The organism is Paraburkholderia sp. HP33-1 (assembly GCF_021390595.1).
Lineage (GTDB): Bacteria > Pseudomonadota > Gammaproteobacteria > Burkholderiales > Burkholderiaceae > Paraburkholderia.
In genome coordinates this window covers 2,040,203-2,060,746 of sequence record NZ_JAJEJR010000002.1, presented here as the reverse complement: position 1 = coordinate 2,060,746, position 20,544 = coordinate 2,040,203, and the positions used below count along the sequence as shown (strand labels likewise).

The 20,544-nt window shown below is 62.8% G+C and carries 21 protein-coding genes; 13 read left to right on the top strand and 8 right to left on the bottom strand.

Going from position 1 to position 20,544, the window contains the following annotated elements; translation table 11 throughout:
- Nucleotides 1-54: 54 nt before the first annotated feature.
- Together L0U81_RS25370 and L0U81_RS25365 are read left to right on the top strand one after the other, a co-directional pair.
- On the top strand, nt 55-960 hold the full coding sequence (locus L0U81_RS25370) for a S1C family serine protease (RefSeq protein WP_326489865.1): 906 nt from the start codon (nt 55-57) through the stop codon (nt 958-960).
- An 18-nt stretch (nt 961-978) separates the two neighbouring features.
- The gene (locus tag L0U81_RS25365; RefSeq protein WP_233806972.1) at nt 979-1,647 is read left to right on the top strand and encodes a response regulator transcription factor; all 669 of its coding nucleotides are present in this window, start codon (nt 979-981) and stop codon (nt 1,645-1,647) included.
- A gap of 10 nt (nt 1,648-1,657) precedes the next feature.
- On the opposite strand, the gene L0U81_RS25360 is transcribed toward L0U81_RS25365, so the two are convergent.
- From L0U81_RS25360 to L0U81_RS25340, 5 genes are read right to left on the bottom strand one after another with little or no spacing between them, the layout of a single operon-like run.
- Nucleotides 1,658-2,368: an ABC transporter ATP-binding protein gene (locus L0U81_RS25360; protein ID WP_233806970.1), complete on the bottom strand. Its 711-nt coding sequence runs from the start codon at nt 2,366-2,368 to the stop codon at nt 1,658-1,660.
- On the bottom strand, nt 2,365-3,114 hold the full coding sequence (locus L0U81_RS25355) for an ABC transporter ATP-binding protein (RefSeq protein ID WP_233806968.1): 750 nt from the start codon (nt 3,112-3,114) through the stop codon (nt 2,365-2,367). Before L0U81_RS25355 ends, L0U81_RS25360 begins: the two co-directional genes overlap by 4 nt.
- Entirely contained in the window at nt 3,111-4,076 is a 966-nt protein-coding gene (locus tag L0U81_RS25350) for a branched-chain amino acid ABC transporter permease (protein WP_233806966.1), read from the bottom strand. Before L0U81_RS25350 ends, L0U81_RS25355 begins: the two co-directional genes overlap by 4 nt.
- Nucleotides 4,073-4,942 (bottom strand): branched-chain amino acid ABC transporter permease, encoded by an 870-nt coding sequence (locus L0U81_RS25345; protein ID WP_233806964.1) that lies wholly within the window; start codon nt 4,940-4,942, stop codon nt 4,073-4,075. Before L0U81_RS25345 ends, L0U81_RS25350 begins: the two co-directional genes overlap by 4 nt.
- Before the next feature lie 53 nt (nt 4,943-4,995).
- Nucleotides 4,996-6,258 carry an ABC transporter substrate-binding protein gene (locus L0U81_RS25340; protein WP_233806962.1) on the bottom strand — a complete coding sequence of 421 codons (1,263 nt, stop codon included), beginning with the start codon at nt 6,256-6,258 and terminating at the stop codon, nt 4,996-4,998.
- A gap of 355 nt (nt 6,259-6,613) precedes the next feature.
- Between L0U81_RS25340 and L0U81_RS25335 the strand changes: the two genes are divergently transcribed.
- From L0U81_RS25335 to L0U81_RS25325, 3 genes are read left to right on the top strand one after another with little or no spacing between them, the layout of a single operon-like run.
- The gene (locus L0U81_RS25335; protein WP_233806960.1) at nt 6,614-7,483 is read left to right on the top strand and encodes an IclR family transcriptional regulator; all 870 of its coding nucleotides are present in this window, start codon (nt 6,614-6,616) and stop codon (nt 7,481-7,483) included.
- On the top strand, nt 7,480-8,868 hold the full coding sequence (locus L0U81_RS25330; RefSeq protein ID WP_233806958.1) for an MFS transporter: 1,389 nt from the start codon (nt 7,480-7,482) through the stop codon (nt 8,866-8,868). Before L0U81_RS25335 ends, L0U81_RS25330 begins: the two co-directional genes overlap by 4 nt.
- Before the next feature lie 41 nt (nt 8,869-8,909).
- Nucleotides 8,910-9,899 (top strand): ABC transporter substrate-binding protein, encoded by a 990-nt coding sequence (locus L0U81_RS25325; protein WP_233806956.1) that lies wholly within the window; start codon nt 8,910-8,912, stop codon nt 9,897-9,899.
- 303 nt (nt 9,900-10,202) lie between these two features.
- Here the strand turns inward: L0U81_RS25325 and L0U81_RS25320 are convergent, their stop codons facing one another.
- Entirely contained in the window at nt 10,203-10,631 is a 429-nt protein-coding gene (locus tag L0U81_RS25320) for a hypothetical protein (RefSeq protein WP_233806954.1), read from the bottom strand.
- A gap of 210 nt (nt 10,632-10,841) precedes the next feature.
- On the opposite strand from L0U81_RS25320, the gene L0U81_RS25315 reads away from it, so the two are divergent.
- A complete protein-coding gene (locus L0U81_RS25315; protein ID WP_233806952.1) occupies nt 10,842-11,186 on the top strand; it encodes a zinc ribbon domain-containing protein YjdM in 345 nt (114 codons plus the stop codon).
- 23 nt (nt 11,187-11,209) lie between these two features.
- Nucleotides 11,210-12,046 carry a spermidine synthase gene (locus tag L0U81_RS25310; RefSeq protein WP_233806951.1) on the top strand — a complete coding sequence of 279 codons (837 nt, stop codon included), beginning with the start codon at nt 11,210-11,212 and terminating at the stop codon, nt 12,044-12,046.
- A gap of 25 nt (nt 12,047-12,071) precedes the next feature.
- Here the strand turns inward: L0U81_RS25310 and L0U81_RS25305 are convergent, their stop codons facing one another.
- Both L0U81_RS25305 and L0U81_RS25300 read right to left on the bottom strand, forming a co-directional pair.
- Nucleotides 12,072-12,257, bottom strand: a complete 186-nt coding sequence (locus L0U81_RS25305; protein ID WP_230562120.1) for a ribbon-helix-helix domain-containing protein — start codon at nt 12,255-12,257, stop codon at nt 12,072-12,074.
- A 118-nt stretch (nt 12,258-12,375) separates the two neighbouring features.
- Nucleotides 12,376-13,143: a YoaK family protein gene (locus L0U81_RS25300; protein WP_233806949.1), complete on the bottom strand. Its 768-nt coding sequence runs from the start codon at nt 13,141-13,143 to the stop codon at nt 12,376-12,378.
- Nucleotides 13,144-13,373: 230 nt separating this feature from the next.
- Here L0U81_RS25300 and hyfB point away from each other — a divergent pair, with 230 nt between their 5' ends.
- Genes hyfB through L0U81_RS25270 form a run of 6 tightly spaced genes read left to right on the top strand, consistent with a single transcriptional unit; the run spans nt 13,374 to nt 20,512 of the window.
- Nucleotides 13,374-15,380 carry a hydrogenase 4 subunit B gene (gene hyfB, locus L0U81_RS25295; protein ID WP_233806947.1) on the top strand — a complete coding sequence of 669 codons (2,007 nt, stop codon included), beginning with the start codon at nt 13,374-13,376 and terminating at the stop codon, nt 15,378-15,380.
- Complete coding sequence (locus L0U81_RS25290; RefSeq protein ID WP_233806945.1) at nt 15,374-16,324, top strand: respiratory chain complex I subunit 1 family protein; 951 nt, start codon at nt 15,374-15,376, stop codon at nt 16,322-16,324. Before hyfB ends, L0U81_RS25290 begins: the two co-directional genes overlap by 7 nt.
- Nucleotides 16,325-16,984 (top strand): formate hydrogenlyase, encoded by a 660-nt coding sequence (locus L0U81_RS25285; RefSeq protein WP_233806943.1) that lies wholly within the window; start codon nt 16,325-16,327, stop codon nt 16,982-16,984.
- Nucleotides 16,977-18,440, top strand: a complete 1,464-nt coding sequence (locus L0U81_RS25280; protein WP_233806941.1) for a hydrogenase 4 subunit F — start codon at nt 16,977-16,979, stop codon at nt 18,438-18,440. Before L0U81_RS25285 ends, L0U81_RS25280 begins: the two co-directional genes overlap by 8 nt.
- A gap of 3 nt (nt 18,441-18,443) precedes the next feature.
- Complete coding sequence (locus L0U81_RS25275; protein WP_233806933.1) at nt 18,444-20,003, top strand: hydrogenase large subunit; 1,560 nt, start codon at nt 18,444-18,446, stop codon at nt 20,001-20,003.
- Nucleotides 20,003-20,512, top strand: a complete 510-nt coding sequence (locus L0U81_RS25270; protein WP_233806931.1) for an NADH-quinone oxidoreductase subunit B family protein — start codon at nt 20,003-20,005, stop codon at nt 20,510-20,512. Before L0U81_RS25275 ends, L0U81_RS25270 begins: the two co-directional genes overlap by 1 nt.
- Nucleotides 20,513-20,544 lie beyond the last annotated feature (32 nt).

Sequence of the window (20,544 nt, the reverse complement as noted above, 5' to 3'; positions counted from 1 at the left end):
GCATCTGGTAGGGGAATTGAAATGGAAACTACATCCTCAAGCGGAAATCCTTTGATGGATCTCTCGGACAATCTGGCAGACGTTGTCGGGCGAGTCGGGCGGAGTGTCGTGGCAGTACACGGCCGGCATCGCATGCCGTCGAGTGGGGTAATCTGGCGACAAGGCGTCGTCGTGACGGCTGCACACACGATCAGGCGTGAGGACGGGATCCGAGTCACATTGACCGACGGCCGTACGGTCGCGGCTGTCCTCGCAGGGGTGGATCTGGGTACCGACCTCGCCGTGCTGAAACTGGACGGCGTGGACCTCGACCCAGTCGCTTCCGGCGATGCCCGCTCACTGAAGCCGGGTCATCTTGCACTCGCCGTCGCCCGTGCGGACGATTCCGGTATCAGCGCTGATTTTGGCGTGATCGGCAGCATAGCGGGTCCTTGGCGCACGTGGAAAGGCGGACAGCTCGATGCGTTCGTACGATTGGACGGCGGTCTGCGCCCAGGCTTCTCCGGCGCGGCGCTCGCGGATATGCGCGGGCAGGTCATGGGCATCTGCACCTCGGCACTGATGCGCGGCACCGGCATCGTGATTCCCGGGATGACCGTGGAGCGCGTCGCCGATGAACTGCTGGCTAAAGGGCACGTCTCACGGGGCTACCTTGGTGTCGGCACGCAGCAGGTGAGCCTGCTGGACGCGTGGGTGAACAAAATGAACCTGTCATCCAGTAGTGGATTGCTGATCAGTTCGCTTGCGCCGGGCGGTCCCGCGGAACAGGCAGGTGTGCTCATAGGAGATGTGCTGATCGAACTGGACGGCAAGCCTTGCCGCGACGTCGACGACTTGCATGCCGCGCTGAGCTCGACAAGCATTGGGCAGCAGTTGCAAATCGCGTTGATCCGGGGTGGCGAGCGTCACGCGTGTTCAGTAACAGTGGGCGAACGTCCCCAACGGAATTGGTGCAGGTGAGGTCCGGGAAGCGGCGAAATGTCGGATGGACACAGGATACGCATGGGGCCGGTGCGGGTCGCGGTGATTGCGGCATCGTCGCAAGAGCGCGCAAGCCTGCAAGCGCTTGTCGAGGCGAACCCGGCACTTGAGTTCCTGGGTAGCGCAGCCGACGCCGAAAAGCTGGTCGATTGCCTCGCCGGATCGGTGCCGGATGTCGTCGTCACCGACATCGCGCCGGAGGCGAGCGACGCGCTCAAGACGCTATTCGAACTCTCGCACGCGTCACCGTCGCTCGTCCTGTTGAGCGACGACCCGGACAGCGACTGGATCCTCGATGCGTTGCCCGCCGATGCGGCGGCTATCCTGCCGCGCAACGCGATGCCAGCCGAAATCGTCTTGTCCATCGAAGCAGTCGCCGCAGGCCTTTGCGTGCTGTCGCCCGACATCCTCGCGAGGCTGCTGGCCGGAACAGGACAGTCGCGTCAGAAGGCATCCGGCGAACCGTTCGAAGCCTTGACGTCACGAGAGATCGAAGTGCTGGCGATGCTCGCCGACGGACTCGGCAACAAGGAGATCGCGCGGCAACTCGACATCTCGGACAACACGGTGAAATTTCACCTCTCCTCGATCTTCGGCAAACTCGGCGCGACCAACCGCACCGAAGCGGTGATGCTCGGCATGCGGCACGGATTCATCATGGTGTAGGCGAACTCGATCAATCCTCCGCACTTGCACCGGTCAGCGCGCGAACACGGCTTTCATCGGCGGCGAGGTCGCGTGAACGGCCGGCATAGACGATGCCGCCATCGTCGAGCACATAGGCATGATCGGCAATCTCGAGCCCCATGTGCGCGTTCTGCTCGACAAGCAGGACGGAAATCCCTTCGTCGCGCATCTGCGACACGACGCGAAACACCTCGCGCACGATCAGAGGAGCCAGGCCCTGAGAGGGTTCATCGAGAATCAGCAGCCGGGGATTGAGCAGCAGCGCGCGGGCAATCGACAGCATCTCCTGTTCGCCGCCGGAAAGCTGACGTCCGCGGCTTTCCTTGCGCTCGGCAAGCCGTGGAAACAGCTCGTAGATTCGCGCGATCGTCCAGGGCCCGCTGCGCACAAGCGGCACACGCAGATTTTCTTCGACACTGAGATTGGCGAAAATTCTTCGTCCTTCGGGGACGTAGCCCACGCCGCTCGCGGCGATCCGGAAGGTCGGCCAGCGTGTCGTATCCGCGCCGAAGATCGTCACGCGCCCCCGGCGTGCGGGTGTCAGACCCATCAGCGTGCGCAGCGTCGTGGTCTTGCCCGCGCCGTTGCGGCCAAGCAATGCCGTGATCCGGCCTTCCTCGACCGCAAGGCTCACACCGTGCAGGATGTGGCTCTTGCCGTAATAGGTATGCAGTTCCTCGGCGGTAAGTGCTGTGTTCATGTCACGTCACCCAGATACGCCGCCTGCACGACCTCGTTCGCCGCGATTTCCGCCGGCGCGCCCTCGGCGAGGAGCGCGCCCCGGTCGAGCACCGTAATCCGGTCGGCAAGATGGAACACCACGCGCATGTCGTGCTCGATCAGCACGATTGTGAATTGGCCGCCGCTGCGCAGACGGCGAATCAGCTGCGTAATCTCGTTGGTCTCCTCGCCGCCCATGCCGGCGGTGGGTTCGTCGAGCAACAGCAGACGGGGCCGCAGCGCCAGCGCCATGGCGATTTCCGCAACGCGCTGGTCGCCGTGCGCGAGTTCACCGGTCAGCCGGTCGCTTTTTGCGGCTAGTCCGGTGAGTTCCAGTGTTTCTTCGACACGCTCGCGCACCCGTATTTTTTCGGTGCGGCCGACCCACGATCGCAAGCGGAGTCCAGCCGCAACCTCCGCGCTGATGCGCACGTTTTCGAACACCGTGAGTTCGGGAAAGATCTCGGTAATCTGGAACGTGCGGGCGATGCCGCTCGCGACGCGCCGATGCGCCGGGACAGCCGTGATGTCCTGTCCGTCGAACAGGATCGATCCCGTGGTCGGCGGGAAAAAGCCGCTGATGAGATTGAAGAAAGTGGTCTTGCCGGCGCCGTTCGGTCCGATGACGGCGCGCAATTCGCCTTCGTCGACGGTGAGCGAGACGTCGCGCACCGCAGCGAGGCTGCCGAAGCGCTTGCTCACGTGCCTGACTTCGAGAACGCTCATGAATCGCTCCTGCGCCGGACAAAGCCGAGCAGACCGCGGGGGAAGAACAGCACGATCGCGATGAACAGCATGCCGACGAACGACATCCAGTTGACGGTGATACTCGACAGATAGTCCTGCAGCACGACGAACACCGCGGCGCCGAGAAGCGGCCCCCACAGGCTGCGCATGCCGCCCATCACCGCCATCATCACGAAGTCGCCAGACTGGCTGAAATGCAGCCCGCGCGGATCGGCGAAATTGTTCAGGAGAGCATAGAGCGCACCGGCGAATCCCATGAAAAAGCAGGAGAGCGTGAAAGCGATCCAGATATGGCGATCGACGGGAATGCCGAGAAAGCGCGCGCGCCGTTCATTTTCGCGGATTGCGATCATCGTGCGCCCGAACGGGGAGCGCAGGATGAAGCCCATCAGACCCACTATCAGCGCGAGGCAAAACAGCACGAAGTAATAGAAGGCATTGGCATTCGAGAGGATGTCGATGGTGGTGATGCCAAGGTGAAGCGGAACGCGCGAGAATCCGCGCAAACCGTCGTCGCCGCCTGTCAACGAACTCCATTGGAATGCGATGTAGTAGAAGACCTGTCCGAAGGCGATGGTGACCATCGCGAAATAGACGCCGCGCCGCTTCGCGCAAAGCGCACCGAGCAGCGCGCCGGCGATCCCACCGAGCAGCGTTCCGCACAGAAGAGCGAGCAGCGTGCTCGGCGCAACGAATTTCAGCGCGAGGCCAGCGCCATACGCACCCAGCCCGAAATACGCGGCATGACCGAAGGACAGCACGCCGGTAAAGCCGAGCAGAAAGTTGACCGACATTGCGGCGAGACCCAGCACGAGCACCCGTGTGCCAAGCGCGGTGTAGCCGCCGAGCGGCGGCATCCAGTACGGGGCGAGCAACAGCACGGCCCAGATCGCCGCGAGCGTCAGCAGTTTGCGGTGCCTCGTCTGTCGCGCTTCGCTCATGTCAGCATGCCCTCCTCGCCGAGCAGGCCGCGTGGGCGCAACAGCAGCACGACGGCCATCATCACGTAGATGATCGCTTCGCTTGCCGCGGGCAGAAACACGGCCGTGATGCCGGAGGCGACGCCGATCAGCAAGCCGCCGAGCAGCGTGCCGGTGAGGCTGCCAACTCCGCCGACGATGATTGCAATGAAGCTTGGCATCAGGAGCCCCGTTCCCATCGTCGGCTCCAGGCCAAGCTGGCCGGCGGCGAGCACTCCGCTCAGACCGGCGAGAAAGGCGCCGACGGCGAAATTGAACGAGCGCAGCCTGCCCACGTTGATGCCGAGCGCTGCCACGGTTTCGAGGTCGAGGGTACCGGCGCGGATACGGATGCCGAGCCGGCTATAGCGTAGCAGGACGAAGAGCAGCGCCACTGTCACCGCCACCGTGGCGACCATGAAGAGGCGATAGCCGGTGATGAAGAAAAGCGTGTTGCTCAAGGGCTGGGACAGCACGGACGGAATGGTCACCGGTTTGCCTTGCGCGCCCCAGATGAAACGGGTGCCGTCCTCGAAGATGAAGGCAAGACCGAACGTCAGGAGCAGGCTGTAGAGCGGGTCACGCCCGTAGACTCGCCGGATCAGCAGCCGTTCGATGGCCAAACCGATCAGCGCGATGCACGGCGGCGCGATCAGCAGCGCGCCCCAGAAGCCTACGTAGGGCGTGATCGTATAGGCAACGTAGCCGCCGGCGACGAGGAATCCGCCGTGAGCGAAGTTGATGACATTGCTCAGGTTGAGAATGAGCGATAAGCCGAGAGCCATCAGCACGTAAAACGCGCCGATGATCAGCCCGTTGGTGACGTTGAACAGCAGCAGTTGAGTCATCGCCCACCATTCTTGTTATGACGCCCGACGATCCCGCCTGGGCGTTTGCGCTATCAGGAGGGCCACTGCAGCTTGCAGCCGGTTTCACTCTCGGGAGGTGCGGTCTTGTCACCCGCAACCACGCGTTCTACGCGGAACAGGTCTTCCGGGTCGCCGGCCGGCTGGGATAGCGCTTCGCCCACGAACGACGACGTCATCAGCTGGTGATCCCCCTTGCGGTAGTAGCACTTGTTCGGCTGCAACTTGACGTCGTCTGCCAATTCGAAGCCGCCTAGCGCTTCGGCGAGCTTTCTGGCGTCGAGCGTCTTTTCCTTGTTGGCGATGGCGGCAAGAGTATGCACCGATGTATAGCCGAACCAGTGACGCGCGGTGGGAACCTTGCCGCCGTTCACCTTGCGGATGTCGCTCACGAACTTCTCGACTCCCGGCACACCCGGCTGCTTCCAGTACCACTCGAACATCCAGATGCCGACACGCGCCTCCGGCGGCATCGCCTCGAGCGATTCGAGTTCCTGCTGCAGCCCGGCGACGTGAATATCCTTGCCGATCCCGAACTGGGCAATCTGCTTCAGGCAGTTGACCATGTCGGAGCCTTGCGGGAGTACGAGCAGGACGTCGGGATTCGCCGCGCGCGCCTTGATCAGATAGGCGGAGAAGTCAGTCGTGCCGAGCGGGGTGAGCTCGTTGCCGGTCATCGTGCCACCGAGCTTCTGCAGATCCGCGGCCGCGGCTTTCTGCAGCGTGTGGCCAAACGCGTAGTCCGGTGTGATGAAATGCCACTTCTTGCCGTACTTGGTGAACAGCAGGTTCGCGACGGCGTTCGCCTCCATGCTGGTCGTGTTGCAGACGCGATAGACGTTCCACTTGCAGTCGACGCCCGTGATCGTATCGGTGTGGCCGCCCGAAACGATATGCAGCACCTTCTTCTCATTGCTGACCTGGGAAATGGCCTGGGCGATACCGGAGTTCACGTCGCCGATGAGGAACGTGACCTGATCACGTTCGATCAGCTTGCGCGCCTTCTGCACGCCGGTGCCGACGTCGTTTGCCGAGTCTTCAACCATGAGCTCCACGGGCCGTCCCAGAATGCCGCCCTGGGCATTGATCTGCTGAACGGCAAGCCTCGCGCCCGTCACTTCATTCTGTGCTACCGCAGCATAAACGCCCGTCATCGGATCGACCATGCCGATTCGCAACGGAGCCTCGCCGCGTGCCTTGATGATGAAGGGCGCCGCCAACTGCAGTGCGGCTGTTGCAGCAGTCGCCTTGAGTACGGCGCGCCGACTGAAAGCGGGGACACGACTTGGTGTTGTCATAGGGTTCTCCCTCACCGTGATGTCGAATCTTTCTAACCGCTGAATGGTTGATCTGCGCGTGCGGAACACGAGCAATTCGATCTTGAACGCGTTCGAGAGAATCCACAATACGGCATTTTCCCATTCACAGATGCGCGACAGCGTGAAGCTCATTTGTTAGTAACGCTATCTATATCAATTGGAAGGTTGCGCTTTGTGTGAGCATCAGACGTTGGAAATCTGAATGCATGTACAACGAATTTCTTAAGGCGTTGAGCCCGGTAGCGGCCGCTCGTCACCCCCAGGCATTTCCCTGATTAACATTATTTCTATATTGTAGAAATATTGCTGAATTCCTATATCGGCCAAATATCGTATGGTGAATCAGCGCGCGCGGACCCAGCCCGAAGTCGAAACAGTCGACGAATCCCAGGGGAAGAACTCGAGCCTGGAACGCATGCTGTCGTTACTCGATCAGTTCACCGGGAGCAGCCCGGTGTGGTCCGCGGATGAACTCGCCGACGCGCTCGGTTTCACGCGCTCGGCCGTCTATCGCTACATCCGTGAGCTTTCCGCGTCAGGGCTGCTGGCACCGGTCGCGACCGGGCGTTACAGCCTGGGGCCGCGCATCATCCAGCTCAATCGGCAGTTGGAGGAGTCGGACCCGATGCTGGTCGCGATGCAAACCGTCGAAGCCGATCTGCCGCCCTTCGCCGCCGCGCAAAAGTGGCACCTGTGCCGGCTTTTCCGCGACCGTGTCGTCGCAATCGGCGAATACGGTCATCTCGACAAGGATGTGAGCTATCGACGCGGATGCCCGACGCCGCTCCTGCGCGGCGCGACATCGACAGCCGTGCTCGCTTGGCTGTCCGACCGGCAATTGATGCGCCTCTACCTAGAGAACCAGGAAGAGGCGCGAACCCCGACGCTCGGCGCGAGCTGGCCGGAATATCGAAAGGCGCTCGCCGGCATTCGCAAACAGGGCTATGCACTCGCGCTCGCCGAGTTGGACGAGGGCGTGTTCGCGATCGCCGCACCGGTCTTCGCAGCAGACGGCAAGGTGACCGGGAGCATCAGCGTGGTGCGCTCGCTCGACGATTACAGCGCGCAGCGTGTGCAGCAGGAAGGCGCGATGGTCGCCGATATCGGACGCCGCATTTCGGAGACCATCCAGCAGATGGCTGTCGCGCAACACAAGACTGCAACAACTAAAACGAGCCGCAAACGGCACAAGGAGACAAGATGAATACGCAACACGAGGCGGGCAATACCCGCAGGCTGGTCTTACATGACCTGATCAATGAACGGCGGTTATCGCGGTTTCAGGTGGTCACGTTCCTGCTTTGCTTTGCGATTCTGGTACTGGATGGCTACGACACGGTGGTGGTCGGTTACATCGCGCCCGCGTTGAAGGCTCACTTTGGCGCGGCTCCCGCGCAGCTCGCACCGATGTTCGGCGCGGGTCTGTTCGGCCTCACGCTCGGCTCTTTCATCTTCGGTCCGGTCGCGGATCGCTTCGGACGCAAGCCGACGCTCATCGCATCGATCACGGTGTTCGCGCTGTTCAGCCTGCTGTCCGCGAAGGCCGACTCGATCGGCATGCTGATCGCGCTGCGCTTCCTGACTGGCCTCGGGCTTGGCGGCGCGATGCCGAATGCGTATACGCTCGCGGCCGAATATTGCCCTGACCGTCTGCGCTCGACGCTGGTTGCGCCGATCGGCTGCGGTATCGCGGCGGGCGGCGCGCTGGGCGGGCTGTTCGCGCCGCGCATGATCGGCGCGTTCGGGTGGGAGTCGATGCTCGTGCTCGGCGGCGTGCTTCCGCTCCTGCTTGTCGTGGTGCTCGCGCGCTGGCTGCCCGAATCCGTGCGCTACCTGGTCGCTCGCGGCGGCAAGCAGGAGCAGGCCCGCGCGATTCTGAAAAGGATCGCGCCCGACGCCGATCTCGAGAACGTCACCATCACGCTTGAAGAGCGACGGGTGCAAGGCTTGCCGATCAAGCAATTACTCGGTCGCGGTATCGGCGGCGGCACGCTGCTGCTCTGGACCACCGCGTTCATGGCGCTGCTAGTCATCTATTTCCTCGGCAACTGGCTGCCGATCCTGATCCAGCAAAGCGGCGTGTCGTTCCATAACGCTTCGTTGATGACGGCGCTCTATCTGACCGGCAACAGCCTTGGCGCCATTCTGCTCGGCGTGCTGATGGATCGGATGAACCCGCAATATGTGCTGTGCGGCGCGTTCGTCTGTGCATCGATCAGTCTCGCATCGTTCGGCCATCTCTCCGGCATGCCCGGCCTTGCTTTGCTGGCGCTCTTCGTGACCGGGGTCGGCACCGGCGGCACGATGACCGGCACCAACATTCTGTCGGCGGGCTATTACGCGACCGCGAGCCGCGCGACAGGTGTGGCGTGGACGCTGGGCATGGGACGCGTCGGCTCGATTGTCGGCTCGATGATCGGCGGTGCGATGCTGGCCGCGCACTGGGAAGCAAAGATGATTTTCGGCGCTGTGGCGGTGCCGGTGGTTATCGCGGCGACCAGCGTTTTTGCGCTGGCCATCTACCGCTCGCGTCATCCCGCGAGGGCCACCGACTCCGCTCCCGTCCAGATCGGATCGGCCGCTCATTGAGCCGGCCATTGGAAAGAACATTCAACTATCAAAGGAACACGATGAAGCTGCCTCTCACCGTCGCGTGCTGGGACTACGACCGCACACGCGCACTCTTCGATGGCCGCATCGGGATCGAAGGCTGCGACCCGAACTATCTGCCGCTTCCTGTCGAGGAGACCTTCTTTCGCGCATTGCGATCGTCCGAATTCGATGTCGCAGAGCTATCGCTGAGCAGCTACACGATGTTGCGCTCGCGCGGGAAGTCGCCCTATACGGCGATTCCGGTGTTCCTGTCGCGGATGTTCCGTCATTCCGCGATCTACGTGCGGCGCGATCGCGGCATCACTGCGCCGCGCGACCTCATCGGTAAAACCCTTGGCGTGCCCGAGTTTCAGCTGACCGCGCCGGTGTGGGTGCGCGGCATTCTGGAGGACGAGTACGGCGTGCGATCGTCGGATATCCATTGGCGAACCGGCGGTGTCGAGGAGCCTGGACGTCACGAAAAGGTGGCGATGCAAAACAATGCAGGGATCGACATCCAGCCGATTCCGTCGGACGCCACGCTCAACCAGTGGCTCGTCGAAGGACGGATCGACGGCATCGTGGCGCCGCGCGCGCCGAGTGCGTTCATCAACGGCCACCCCGATATCGTGCGTCTGTTTCCCGACTTCCGCGCAACCGAGAAGTTCTATTACGCAAAAACGGGCATCTTTCCGATCATGCACGTCGTCGGCATTCACAATGAACTGGTCGAGCGTCATCCCTGGTTGGCCGCGAGCGTCTTCAAAGCGTTTACTCTGGCCAAGAACCACGCGCAGCGGGAACTGAGCGAACTCGCCGCGTTGAAGACGACGCTGCCCTGGCTTGCGAGTGAATACGAAGAGACCGTCGCCGTGCTTGGCAAAGACTTCTGGCGCTACGGTGTACCCGGCAATGAAGCCGTACTCAACGCATTCTTGCGCTATCACCATACGCAAGGACTGTCTGAACGGCTAATGACCATCGACGAACTGTTTGCGCCTTCCACGACAGCGCAGTTCGTGATTTGACGCCACACGCGGAGTGAGATTTCCGCGCCGGCGCAGGTATAACGCCGAGGAATTGCGCCGCCTTCCTGCGCGCGCTCCTCGGCGTCAGTTCACGCCGCTAGCTAGTGCTTACGATGCATCCAGCTCATATGGTGTGTGTCGAGCCACTGGCTCATGCTCTCTCCCGGGTGATCGCGCCTGTAGCGACGGGTCAATGCCAGGGCGATGACAGCGAGAACGACAATGCCAACCCAAAAGCTAATCACTGACTGAGTCATGGCAGCCTCCTTCTGGAATGCGACCATGCTCATATTCTAGTCATTGTTAGCCGATCTGGCGCTCCGTCAGAAACGCCCGAAATTCAATTTCCCACGTCGCGTCGCGCAAATCGATTTCGATGCCTGCGAGTCGTCTCAGTTCGCCGCTCAGGCACACCACGCGCAGCGATCGAGGCGGCACGCCTTGCTTGAAACAATGGCCGTCGGCGTCGAGAAGCAGACGCGGATGGTGCCGCAACCGCGCACTGGCAACCGAAATCGGATCCATGACATGCCGGCTCGATTCCCTCGGATAGACGAGCGCCAGATGGATGCCCGCCGCTGCGAGCTGTTCTCCCACGTCATGAAGGCGGTGAACCATCTGGAATCCTCGTTCGCCGCCACGCCCGACGCCCGCGACAACGAGGCCCCGGCTTCCCGCGATTTCCCGCAGCGTTACAGGGCGCCGATCTGGCAACAGTAACGCGCCATCCATCTCAAACATGTCGACATTCTCAGCGATATTGCCCCCAATTCCGATTAAAGGCGGTGAACGTCAAATTATAATCGAGGGGCAAGAGCATGTGTATTGCATTATAATAATGTGTGCGCTGCTGGACCGCTGGCACGGCGGCCGGCTCTGGCGAGGCGGATTGCTCGCCTGTTTTCTTACTGACTGACTCGAAATGTTCCAATGGAAGCTGCAATGAACGCTGCCCCTTCATGCCCGCAATGCGCAATGGAAAACACCTACCCGGACGGCACGCTGTATGTGTGCGCGGACTGCGGTCACGAATGGCCGGCGAACGCTGGCGCCGACGCGGGCGATGAACCCGCGGGTAACGTCGTCAAGGATGCCAACGGCAACGTGCTGTCGGACGGTGATTCGGTCGTGCTGATCAAGGATTTGCGCGTCAAGGGCTCGTCGATCACGCTGAAGATGGGCACCAAGGTGAAGAGCATCCGGATCGTCGGTGGCGATCACGAAATCGACTGCAAGACGGACGCCGGCAGCTTCATGCTCAAGGCCTGTTTCCTGAAGAAGGTCTGATTGGCTACCCGAGCATACTGAGAATGGCTGAGGATCGAACATCTTACGACGCGTTCGTCAAATTCCTGTCGACGCCAATCAGTGACGGGCAACCAGTTGTGCTGGAGACGCAGCACGCAGTGTCATTGCACTTCGATCACTTCGCCACTCAGAGCTTCATGTCGCTCAGGAATCCCGAGAGGCTCACGCTCGGCTATACACGCGCGATGATGGGGTTTTTGCTGCTGCATCCGGCACCCAGGCAAATCTGCATGATCGGGCTGGGCGGGGGATCGCTGGCGAAGTATTGCTATCGGCATCTGCCCGAGGTCGCGATCGAAGCAGTCGAGATCAGCCCCGAGGTGATTGCGCTGCGTGATGTGTTCAGGATTCCGGCGGACGACGCGCGGTTCAAGGTGGTGTGCGCCGACGGCGCGGACTACGTGACGCAGGACGACATCCGGACCGATGTCATCCTGCTTGACGCCTTTGTTTCGGAAGGGATGGCGAGCCGATGTGCGGACATCGCATTTTTCTCCGCCTGTCGCGAGCGCTTGACCGAGGCGGGCGTCCTCGTGATCAACTTCACGGACGATGATCCGGCGCTACCGCAGCACCTCGAGCGGCTGAAATCCGTATTCGGCGCTTCGTATACGATCGTTCGGTGCGGCGACGACAGCAACTTCGTCGCGTTCGCCTGGAAAAGCGCGCATCGTTTGCCATCCAGACGAGTCCTGTCCGAGCGCGCCCTCTCGTTTGCCTTTTCCGGCGAACTCAAGCTGTCCGCCACTGCCCGGCACCTGAAAGAAGGAGAGCGCCTCGATCCGAAGCGGCTGATCTGGCATGCGCAAGGGCAAGCGCACTGGGAAATCGGCGATTGATCGGCGCGAGGCCTCAGCCCGCGCTTCACTTCACCCGTTTGGTGAGCGGGCTCTTGGTCTTGTAGGTCACGCCGTGACGCTCGAGATATTCGCGGATCAGCTGCCGTACGACTTGTGATGGCGTCAGATCCTGCGCCGAGCAGAGCATTTCAAATGCTTCTTTCTTGGCGGGGTCGATCAGGACGGTCAGGCGTGCGGTTTTCGTTTCCATTGCGGGGACGGGTCGGCGAATATGCTAACCAAATTATAATGCATTTGCTTTCGACGGCACGGTGAGAAGGTGGCGCTTGGCCGCTTTCGCGGCAGGATTCGCCCCACCTCGCGTCAAATCATTGCCGACGGTCAAACCGATAGAGATAGGTCAGCACATCATCGACGACGGGCACGATCGCGAGTGTGACAAGTGCGCCGGCGAGCGGCACGGTCGCCACGTAGCCCACATGCTTGAAACCGATTGCACCGATCAGGCCGCCCACGAAGAACGACGCGAGCATCGTGCCGAGGATCTTCAACTTCGCGCGGTTGGCGATGACCGCGTGCGCGTCGGCAACGAGCGTCGATCGATTCCAGTAAAACAGCTTGCCCAGCTCGATGCCGAGGTCCGTCACGATGCCGGTCATGTGCGTCGTACGGATCTCCGCGCCCGACAGCTTCGTGATCATCGCATTCTGCAGACCCATGATGAAGCACAGCAGGATCACGGTGACGGGGACGAAGAACGCTTCCCAGAGCGCGAGGTGGCTGCCGAGCAGACCGAACAGGAGGAGCAGCGCGGCCTCGACCAGTAACGGCAGGACGTACTGGCTTTGCAGGCTTTGGCGGCGCCCCCAGTTGACGAGCACTGCCGAGCATCCCGCTCCGACGAGAAACGATGCCAGCGATCCGATGCCGGCCAACACAAGCCGGATGTCCCCGAGCGCCGCCTGGTCGGCGATCGCCGACACGATGCCGCTCATGTGGGACGTGTATTGCCTGACCGCGAGGAAGCCGCCGGCATTGGTGGCGCCGGCGACGAACGCAAGAGAAAACCCGAGCTGACGGTTTGCCGTCGCGCTGCGGTGTTTTCCCGTCAGGCTTCGAAAGTACTGCGCAGGCATAGGATCTTCACTCAATCGCTCGGAGCGGCAGCAAGGACAAGGCGGATAGGCGGTTCGCGCACCGCAGGGCCGCCCGATTTCCTCGAACATGTGGTTCACATGATAACGCCATTATCATGTCCTGTTATCCAGATTGGTCTTTCGATGCCATAATGCGCATGCAATGAGCCCGCGATACCGGGCTCATTCCAGGTTCCTCGTCCAATCAGAGCGTATTGGAGACATTCCGGATGGCACCCGTGACGGTGGTCCATTTCGTCCTGCTGATCGTGGCCGGCTGGCTCGCGATCGGCACGCTGGGTCTCGGGGTTCTACATCGCACGCGGTTCGTTGCGCACGGGCTGTTTCCGCTCGGTGCGCTGGGAGGGCTGCTGCTGGGTGCGGCGGGGCTCGCCGGCATCTTTGCCGAACCGACCACCACGGTGCTGCCGATCGGGCTGCCCGGCTTGCCATTCCACCTGCGCGTTGACGGTCTATCCGGCTATTTCCTGTTCGTGCTGGGCGTCGTCAGCGCGGGCGTCGGCGCCTTTTCCGCCGGTTATTTCCGTAGGGGCGAAGGGGCTGCGCCAGGGCTCATCTGTTTCGAGTACCACCTTTGTATCGCGAGCATCGCGCTCGTGCTCATTGCCGACGATGCGTACGTGTTCATGGTCGCCTGGGAGACGCTGACGCTGTCCGCGACGTTCCTCGTGATGACCAACCACCGGATCGGCGAGATCCGCCGCGCAGCCTACCTGTACTTCCTGATCTCCCACGTCGGCGCGCTCGCGCTGCTGCTTTGCTTCGGCATTCTGCAGGCGCGCACTGGCGACTACACGTTTGCCAACATGCGTGCGCAGTCGCCTGACGGGTTCTGGGCATCGCTCGCGTTCCTGTTCGCGCTGGTCGGATTCGGCGCCAAGGCGGGGCTGTTCCCACTCCACGTGTGGCTGCCGGACGCTCATCCCGCCGCGCCGTCACCCGTGTCGGCGCTGCTCAGCGGATTCGTGCTGAAGGTCGGTTTGTACGGACTGCTGCGCACCGTGTTCGACCTGCTGCACGTGCAGATCGCATGGTGGGGCGTGCTGCTGATCGTGCTCGGCGTCGGGACCGCGCTGCTCGGCGTCGTGTTCAGCACGATCCAGGTCGACATGAAGCGCCTGCTCGCGTATTCGTCGATCGACAACGTCGGTCTGATGATTGTCGCGCTCGGGCTCGCGGTGCTGTTTCGCGCGTATGGGATGACGGGCTTATCTGCGCTCGCGCTGACCGCGATGCTCTACCAGATCGTCGCGCATGCGGCATTCAAGAGCCTGCTGTTCCTCGGCACTGGGGCCGTGCTGCACGCCACCGGAGAGCGCAATCTTGGCAAGCTCGGCGGCCTGATCCGCTTCATGCCGTGGACCGCGTGGTGCGTGCTCGCGGGCGTCGCAGCCAGCGCTGGCTTGCCGCCCCTGAGCGGTTTCGTTGGTGAGTGGCTCCTGCTGCAGAGTTTCCTGTTCACACCCGCTTTGCCTGATTCGGTGCTTGCGATGACGGTTCCGATCGGGGCTGCGCTGATCGCGATGATCGCTGCGCTCGCCGGCTACACGATGGTCAAGTTCTTCGGCATCGTGTTCCTCGGACAGCCGAGAGAAGCCAAACTGAGCCGCGCACGCGATGCGAATGCATGGGAACGGTTTGCGTTCTGCTGGTTTGCGGCGGCCGGTGTGCTGCTCGGGCTGATGCCCGCGCAGGTCGTCAAGGTGCTGGACCGGGTCACGCGCGTGCTCGTCGGCGCCGGTATCGGCGCGGACAACCACGGTTGGCTGCTGTTCGTGCCCGTGAACGCCGCGCGGGCCAGTTACATGCCAGCCGTGTTCATGCTGTTTTTCATCGCCTGCTGCGGGCTCGCGTGGGTGCTGGTGCGGCGCTTCTACCACGGTCGACTGCGACGGGCAGTGCCGTGGAGTTGTGGATTCCCGTTCACGACCGCGCGGATGCAGGACACGGCGGAAGGGTTCGGACAGCCGATCCGGGAGATCTTCGCGCCGCTGCTGCGTATCGAACGGCAATTGCCGTCGCCGTTCGATACGCAGCCGGCCTACCGGGTCTCGGTCACTGATCGCACGTGGCCCGCGTTCTACGAGCGCGTCGCGGCGCTGACGCAACGCGCGGCAGAATGGGCGGGCCGTTTGCAGACGGGCAAGATCGCCGTGTACCTGACCTACAGCTTCGCCGTGCTAATCCTGCTCCTGATGCTGGTGAGACGATGGTGACCGTGTCCGGCGCGATATCGCAATCCCTCGAGATCGTGGTGGCGCTGGGCGCCGCGCCACTGCTCACGGGTTGGATCAACCAGTGCCGCGCCTGGTTGCAGAATCGGCGCGCACCCAGCATCTGGCAGCCGTACCGGATGCTCCACAAGCTGTTCAACAAGGAGTCCGTCGTCGCCTACGGCGCAAGTCCGGTGTTCCGTGGCGCCCCCTATGTCGTGTGGGCGGCGATGACGCTCGCCTGTGCGATCGTGCCGACGCTGTCGACCGAATTGCCGCTGTCGCCCGCCGCGGACGCGATCGCGCTCGTCGGCCTGTTTGCGCTCGCGCGCGTGGCGCTGTCGCTCGCGGCGATGGACGTCGGCACTGCGTTCGGCACGCTCGGCGCGCGTCGCGAAATGCTGATCGGTTTTCTGGCGGAGCCGGCGTTGCTGATGGTGTTGCTGTCGGCCTCGCTGATCACACAGTCGACGCTCCTCACGAGCATCGTCGCGACGCTCGGGCACAGCGAACTGACGATCTATCCGAGCCTCGCGTTCGCCGGCATCGCGTTCACGCTGGTGTCGCTCGCCGAGAACGCGCGGCTGCCCGTCGACAACCCGACCACCCACCTCGAGCTGACCATGATCCACGAGGCGCTGATCCTCGAATATTCGGGGCGGCACCTCGCGCTGATGGAGTGGGCGGCCAGCCTGAAGCTGTTTGCGTATTCATGCATCGGCCTCGCGCTCTTCATGCCGTGGGGGATCGCCGCAGCGGGTAATCCGCTTGCGCTGGTGCTCGCGGTGCCGGCACTCTTCATCAAGCTGATGGTGGGCGGGGCCGCGCTCGCCGTGGTCGAGACCGCCAACGCGAAGATGCGGATTTTCCGGGTACCGGAGTTCCTCGCGACCGCGTTTCTGCTTGCGGTGATCGGGATGCTCGTCCACCTGCTGCTGGGGGCGTGAATGTACGGCTACGCGACGCAACTGATCAATTTCCTCGCGGCGGTGCTGCTCATGTTGTCGTTCGCGATGCTGAGCCAGCGACGGATCCTGTCGCTGATCCACCTCTATACGCTGCAGGGTGTCGCGCTCGTTCTGGCAAATCTGATCCTCGGTTTCGTGGCGGGTGATCCGCACCTGTACGTGTCGGCCGGACTGACGCTGGTGCTGAAGGTCGGCGTCATTCCGTGGATCCTGTACCGGCTCGTGCGCAGGCTCGACATTCAGACAGACGTCGAGCCGCTCATCAACATTCCGACGACGCTGTTGATCGGCATCGTGCTCGTGATCGTCGCGTTCAACGTCGCATCGCCGATCAGCCAGCTCGCGACGTCGGCCGCGCGCGGCACGCTCGGGATTGCGCTCGCGTGCGTGTTGTTGTCGTTCATGGCGATGATCACGCGCGCGAAGGCGATTCCGCAGGTGATCGGCTTCCTGTCGATGGAGAACGGGCTGTTCTTCGCCGCGACGGCCGCGACCAACGGCATGCCGATGATCGTGGAACTCGGCATCGGTCTCGACGTGCTGGTCGGGATTCTGATCCTGGGCGTGTTCATGTTCCAGATCCGCGAGCAGTTCGACAGCCTGGACATCCATCACCTCGAGAAGCTCAAAGATGAATGACGCCCACGTCGTACTCGCCGTGCTCGGCATTCCGCCCGTGGCCGCCGCGTGTCTTGCGTGCGTGCGGCCCAGTCATGTCGCGCGCAACCTGAACGTCGGCTTCAGCTTACTGACGTTCGCGGCGACGCTCGTGCTCGCCGCACGCACCGTCGAGCACGGACCTTCGTTCGCGTTCGGACGCGCGTTCTTCGTCGATCCCCTCAACGTGTACCTCGTCGCGCTGACGGCGTTCGTCGGCTGGACGACGTCACTGTTCTCGCGACCGTACATGCAGATCGAGGAAGCCCGCGGCCGGATGACGGCGACGCGAATGCGGCTCTATCACAGCATGTACCAGCTCTTCATGTTCGCGATGCTGCTCGCGCTGCTGACCAATAACCTTGGCGTGCTGTGGGTCGCGATGGAGGCCGCCACGCTCGCGACCGTGCTGCTCGTCAGCGTCTATCGGACCGCCGCGAGCCTGGAGGCCGCCTGGAAGTACTTCATCCTGTGCGGTGTCGGCATCGCGCAGGCGTTGTTCGGCACGATCCTGCTGTACCTCGCCGCGAGCCGGCAACTGACTGATGGCGATGCGCTGCTGTGGACGAGCCTGGCCGCGGTCAGGACACACCTCGACCCGACCATCGTGTCGATCGCCTTCGTGTTCCTGCTCGTCGGCTACGGCACGAAAGTCGGACTCGTGCCGATGCACAACTGGCTGCCGGACGCACACGCCGAAGGCCCAACACCGATTTCGGCGGTGCTGTCCGGGCTTCTGCTGAACGTCGCGCTGTACGCGGTGCTGCGTTGCAAGGTGCTCGCGGACGGCGCGCCCGGCAATGGTCTGCCGGGGCGGTTGCTGGTCGGGTTCGGGCTCGTGTCGGTGCTGATTGCGTCGTTCTCGCTGTTCCGGCAGAAGGACGTCAAACGGCTGTTCTCGTATTCGTCGATCGAACACATGGGGCTGATGACGTTCGCGTTCGGGCTCGGCGGTCCGGTCGCGACGTTCGCCGGGCTACTGCACATGACCGTCCATTCCCTCGTCAAGTCGGCCATCTTCTTCACGGTTGGCCATGCGGCGCAGAAGGCAGGCACGCAGACGATCGACGGCATTCGCGGGTTGCTGCAGGTCAGCCCGACGGTCGGCTGGGGAATGATGCTCGGCGCGCTCGCGATTCTCGGCCTGCCGCCGTTTGGGGTATTTGCGAGCGAATTCCTGATCCTGACGACCGCGATGAACACGATACCGTGGACTGCGCCTTTGCTGCTGCTCGGCCTCGCCGTCGCATTCGCGGCGATCTTCGCGCGCGTCCAGCGAATGGTGTTCGGTGAAACGACCACAGCAAGACCGCTTGAGCATCGCCCCGCATCGCTGCCGGTATTCGTGCATCTAGGATTGGGGCTGATGCTTGGGCTCTATGTCCCACCATACCTGGCTATGTGGTATCGCCAGGCCGCGACCATGCTGGCGGGGTGAAGCATGCGACTCGAATCGATGCAACTTGCCGTCACCCGACTCACGCGCTGTGCGGGGCAGATTTCAGTGGGCATCGTTGACGCCGACGAATCGGGCTGGCTCGAGCTTGCGCGCACGGCGCGCTCAGAGCAGCGGCGCCTCATTGCAATGTGGGGCAGCGAAGCAGTCGAAGGCGCTTTTTCGATGAACGTTGCGTACGAATGCGAAGACGGCATTCTGTGGGTGCGCCTTGCGATCGGGCATAAGCAGGATGCCCGTGGGGACTATCCGGATCTCGTCCCCGTCTTCCCGTGCGCGATTCGCATGCAACGGGCGATCTTCGATCTGATCGGCCTGCGCGCGCAAGGCGCCGAGGACACACGTCCGTGGCTCAATCACGGCAACTGGCCCAGCGATTATTTCCCGCTGCAAAGGCAGGCGACGGGTGTCGAAGCATTCGAGTCGAGCGAGGCGGACTATCCTTTCGTGCAGGTTGCGGGCGATGGCGTGCACGAGATCGCGGTCGGGCCGATCCACGCCGGCATCATCGAGCCGGGGCATTTCCGGTTCTCGGTCGTCGGCGAGAAGGTGCTGCGCCTCGAAGAGCGTCTCGGCTACGTCCATCGCGGGGTCGAGCGGCTGTTCGAGGGTACTCCGGCGTCGCGCGGTCATCGGGTTGCCGCCAGAATTGCGGGCGATTCAACCGTCGCGTTCTCGTGGGCCTTTTGCATGGCGCTCGAGCAGGCCACCGGCACGACACTGTCGAAGCGGGCACTGTATCTGCGCGCGCTTCTGCTGGAACGCGAGCGCGTGGCCAACCACCTTGGCGACCTCGGCGCGCTCGGGAACGACGCCGGGTTCGGATTCGGACTCGCGCAGTTCTCCCGGCTCAAGGAGGACTGGATAAGGATGAATGCCCGCACATTCGGACATCGATATCTGATGGACCGGATCGTGCCGGGCGGTGTAGCGCTCGACGTTCGCCCCGAGGACGCGGCTGTCCTGGCGGAGCAATGCGAACAGATCGAACGCGAAGTCCACGTCATGCGCAAAGTCTACGAGGACCAGTCCGGGCTGCAGGATCGATTCCTCGGCACGGGAAAGTTGACCGCCGCAGTGGTCGAGCATTTCGGCGTGCGGGGCATGGCGGCCCGCGCAAGCGGTCGAACGTTTGACGTTCGCGCGAATTTGCGACCCGCTCCGTATGACGAACTGGCCGTCAAAGCGATCAGTGACGCGCGTGGCGACGTTGCCGCGCGCGTTGCCGTGCGCTTTGCCGAAATCGATGAATCCTTGCGCCTGATCCGCACGCTGCTGGCTGATCTTCCGGATGGCCCCATCGTTGTCGGCATGACGCCTGCAACGGCGACCGCGCGAGGGGTCGGCTGGGTGGAAGGGTGGCGAGGAGACGTGTTCGTCGCGCTCGACATCGCAGCGGGTGACGTCATCGCACGGTGCCATTGCCACGATCCGTCGTGGCAGAACTGGCCGGCGCTCGAGCACGCGATCATCGGCAATATCGTTCCCGATTTTCCGCTGATCAACAAGTCGTTCAACCTGAACTACGCGGGGCACGATCTCTGATGTGGCAACTCATCCGGCAATTCGCGCGCACCGATTTTCCCGACGAACCTGCGCCGGCGGCGGAAGACGCGTGGCACCACGAGGAGCGGCAGATTCGCCAGGACATTCTCGATCTGCTCGGGCGCGCGCTGTGCATCCGGCAGATCGACGCGGGCTCATGCAATGGGTGTGAGCTGGAGATCCACGCGCTGAACAACCCGTACTACAACATTGAAGGGCTCGGAATCAAGTTCGTCGCGAGCCCGAGGCATGCAGACCTGCTACTCGTGACCGGACCAGTGACGCTGAACATGCGGGCGGCGATGCTCGCCGCGTATGACGCGACACCCGCCCCGAAACTCGTCGTTGCGGCAGGCGAATGCGCGTGCACGGGAGGCATTTTTGCCGACAGTTACGCGGTGTGCGGCCCTGTTTCGTCGATCTTGCCGGTCGACGTGATGATCCCTGGATGTCCGCCGCCACCGGTTGATTTGCTGCGAGGCATCCTGGCAGCTTGCCGGGCGCGCTGAGCACGCACCACGCGGCAACGCGCGGAGGCTCC